The organism is Actinoplanes sp. ATCC 53533 (assembly GCF_003947245.1).
Genome location: NZ_QHHV01000381.1, coordinates 1 through 2,776 on the forward strand (window position 1 = coordinate 1; position 2,776 = coordinate 2,776).

Genomic DNA, 2,776 nt, shown 5'->3' on the forward strand with positions numbered 1-2,776 from the left:
TCCGCMTCCGGCTCAAGGCCTATGACCACGAGGTTGTCGACTCGTCGGCGCGCAAGATCGTCGAGACGGTCACGCGTACCGGAGCGTCGGTCGCGGGCCCGGTGCCGCTGCCCACGGAGATCAACCGTTTCTGCGTAATCCGTTCGCCGCACAAGTACAAGGACTCGCGCGAGCACTTCGAGATGCGCACGCACAAGCGGCTGATCGACATCATCGACCCGACTCCGAAGACGGTCGACTCGCTCATGCGCCTCGACCTGCCGGCTGGCGTCGACATCGAGATCAAGCTGTAGGGATCCGGACAATGGACAGGCAAGTGAAGGGCATCCTGGGCGCCAAGCTCGGCATGACCCAGGTCTGGGACAACAACAAGGTCGTCCCGGTAACCGTGGTGCAGGCCGGCCCGTGTGTCGTGACCCAGGTCCGCACCGCCGAGACTGACGGCTACACCGCGGTTCAGCTGGCGTACGGCGCCATCGACCCCCGCAAGGTCAACAAGCCCGAGGGCGGCCACTACGCGAAGGCGGGTGTCTCGCCGCGGCGCCACATCGTGGAGCTGCGCACCAGCGACGCCACCGAGTACGAGCTCGGCCAGGAGGTCACCGTCGAGGCGTTCGCGGTCGGCCAGCCGATCGACGTCACCGGTAAGACCAAGGGCAAGGGCTACGCCGGCGTCATGAAGCGGCACGGCTTCCACGGTCTCAAGGGCAGCCACGGTGTCGAGCGCAAGCACCGCCACCCCGGTTCGATCGGGGCCTGTGCCACGCCGGGTCGCGTCTTCCGCGGCACCCGGATGGCGGGTCGCATGGGTGGCAATCGCTTCACCGTGCAGAACCTGACGATCCAGGCGGTCGACCTCGAGAACAACCTGCTGCTGGTCAAGGGCGCCGTTCCCGGTCCCAAGGGCGCGCTGATCCTCGTCCGTACGGCGGCGAAGAAGAAGGGTGGTGCCAAGTGAGTTCGGTTGACGTGATCAACGCCGAGGGCACGAAGGCCGGCTCCGTCGAGCTGCCCGACGACATCTTCGACGTGCAGGCGAACATCCCGCTGATGCACCAGGTCGTCGTGGCCCAGCTCGCCGCCGCCCGTCAGGGCACGGCCAAGGCCAAGACGCGCGGTGAGGTCTCCGGCGGCGGCAAGAAGCCGTACAAGCAGAAGGGCACCGGTCGCGCCCGTCAGGGCTCGATCCGCGCGCCGCAGTTCACCGGCGGTGGCGTCGTGCACGGCCCCGTGCCGCGCGACTACAGCCAGCGGACCCCGAAGAAGATGAAGGCCGCCGCCCTGCGTGGTGCCCTCTCGGACCGGGCCCGTGACAGCCGCGTCCACGTGATCGAGTCCTTCGTCTCCGGCGAGAAGCCGTCGACCAAGGCCGCGATCACGGCGCTGCGCAAGGCGACCGAGTCCACCAAGGTCCTGGTCGTGCTGAGCAGCTACGACGAGCTGAACTGGATCTCGCTGCGTAACGAGCCGACCGTGCACCTCATCGAGGCCGGTCAGCTCAACACGTACGACGTGCTGGTCGCCGACGAGGTCGTCTTCACCAAGGAAGCCCTGGACGAGTTCCTGGGCGTGCCCGCGGAGACGCAGCCGGCCGAGGTTGCCGAGGAGGGGAACAAGTGAGCACGGTCGCCGACCCGCGCGACATCATCGTCGCGCCCGTGGTCTCCGAGAAGAGCTACAGCGTTCTCGACCAGAACTGGTACACGTTCCTGGTCCACCCGGACGCCAACAAGACCGAGATCAAGATCGCGATTCAGCAGATCTTCGATGTCCGTGTGCTGACGGTGAACACCATTAACCGCCAGGGCAAGCGCAAGCGCACCAAGACGGGCTTCGGTCAGCGTAAGGCGACCAAGCGTGCCCTGGTGAAGCTGGCTGACGGTGACCGTATCGAGGCCTTCGGCGGCCCGGTCAGCTAAGGGGTTGTAAATCATGGCTATCCGTAAGTACAAGCCGACCACGCCGGGCCGTCGCGGCTCCAGCGTCGCCGACTTCGCTGAGATCACCCGGTCGACGCCGGAGAAGTCTCTGCTCGCCCCGCTGCCCAAGAAGGGTGGTCGCAACGTCCACGGCCGCATCACCACGCGGCACCAGGGCGGCGGCCACAAGCGGCAGTACCGGCTGATCGACTTCCGGCGCAACGACAAGGACGGTGTGCCGGCCAAGGTCGCGCACATCGAGTACGACCCCAACCGCACGTCCCGCATCGCACTGCTGCACTACGCCGACGGCGAGAAGCGCTACATCCTCGCGCCGAAGGACCTGAAGCAGGGCGACCGGGTCGAGTCGGGTGTCGGCTCGGACATCAAGCCGGGCAACAACCTGCCGCTGCGCAACATTCCGGTCGGTACGACGGTCCACGGTGTGGAGCTTCGTCCCGGCGGTGGCGCCAAGCTGGCGCGTTCGGCCGGCGTCGGTATCCAGCTGCTGGGTCGCGAGGGTGCGTACGCCACGCTGCGTATGCCCTCCGGCGAGATCCGGCGCGTCGACATCCGCTGCCGTGCCACGGTCGGCGAGATCGGCAACGCCGAGCAGTCGAACATCAACTGGGGCAAGGCCGGCCGCATGCGGTGGAAGGGCAAGCGCCCGACCGTCCGTGGCGTCGCCATGAACCCGGTCGACCACCCGCACGGTGGTGGTGAGGGTAAGACCTCCGGTGGTCGCCACCCGGTTAACCCGGCTGGTAAGCCCGAGGGCCGCACCCGCCGCAAGGGCCAGGAGAGCGACCGCATGATCGTTCGCCGCCGCTACGCCACCCGCAAGCGCGGATAACGGG

Annotated in this window: 5 protein-coding genes; all 5 read left to right on the forward strand. The window is 67.4% G+C overall.

From position 1 onward, the window contains the following. Nucleotides 1–293: 30S ribosomal protein S10 (rpsJ, locus tag DMB66_RS57735; RefSeq protein ID WP_125812446.1), on the forward strand; the 293-nt coding region annotated here is incomplete at its 5' end. Nucleotides 294–304: 11 nt separating this feature from the next. After that, on the forward strand, nt 305–958 hold the full coding sequence (rplC, locus tag DMB66_RS57740; RefSeq protein ID WP_125812447.1) for a 50S ribosomal protein L3: 654 nt from the start codon (nt 305–307) through the stop codon (nt 956–958). Continuing rightward, nucleotides 955–1,620 (forward strand): 50S ribosomal protein L4, encoded by a 666-nt coding sequence (gene rplD / locus DMB66_RS57745; RefSeq protein ID WP_125812448.1) that lies wholly within the window; start codon nt 955–957, stop codon nt 1,618–1,620. Before rplC ends, rplD begins: the two co-directional genes overlap by 4 nt. Further along, on the forward strand, nt 1,617–1,919 hold the full coding sequence (rplW, locus tag DMB66_RS57750; RefSeq protein WP_125812449.1) for a 50S ribosomal protein L23: 303 nt from the start codon (nt 1,617–1,619) through the stop codon (nt 1,917–1,919). The genes rplD and rplW overlap by 4 nt, the downstream gene beginning before the upstream one ends. 13 nt (nt 1,920–1,932) lie before the next feature. Further along, on the forward strand, nt 1,933–2,772 hold the full coding sequence (rplB, locus tag DMB66_RS57755) for a 50S ribosomal protein L2 (protein WP_125812450.1): 840 nt from the start codon (nt 1,933–1,935) through the stop codon (nt 2,770–2,772). Nucleotides 2,773–2,776 lie beyond the last annotated feature (4 nt).

Excerpts from the sequence above, each read along its gene's own strand:
- rplC (WP_125812447.1), top strand. The coding sequence starts at position 305 with ATGGACAGGCAAGTGAAGGGCATCCTGGGCGCCAAGCTCGGCATGACC.
- rplB (WP_125812450.1), top strand. The coding sequence starts at position 1,933 with ATGGCTATCCGTAAGTACAAGCCGACCACGCCGGGCCGTCGCGGCTCC.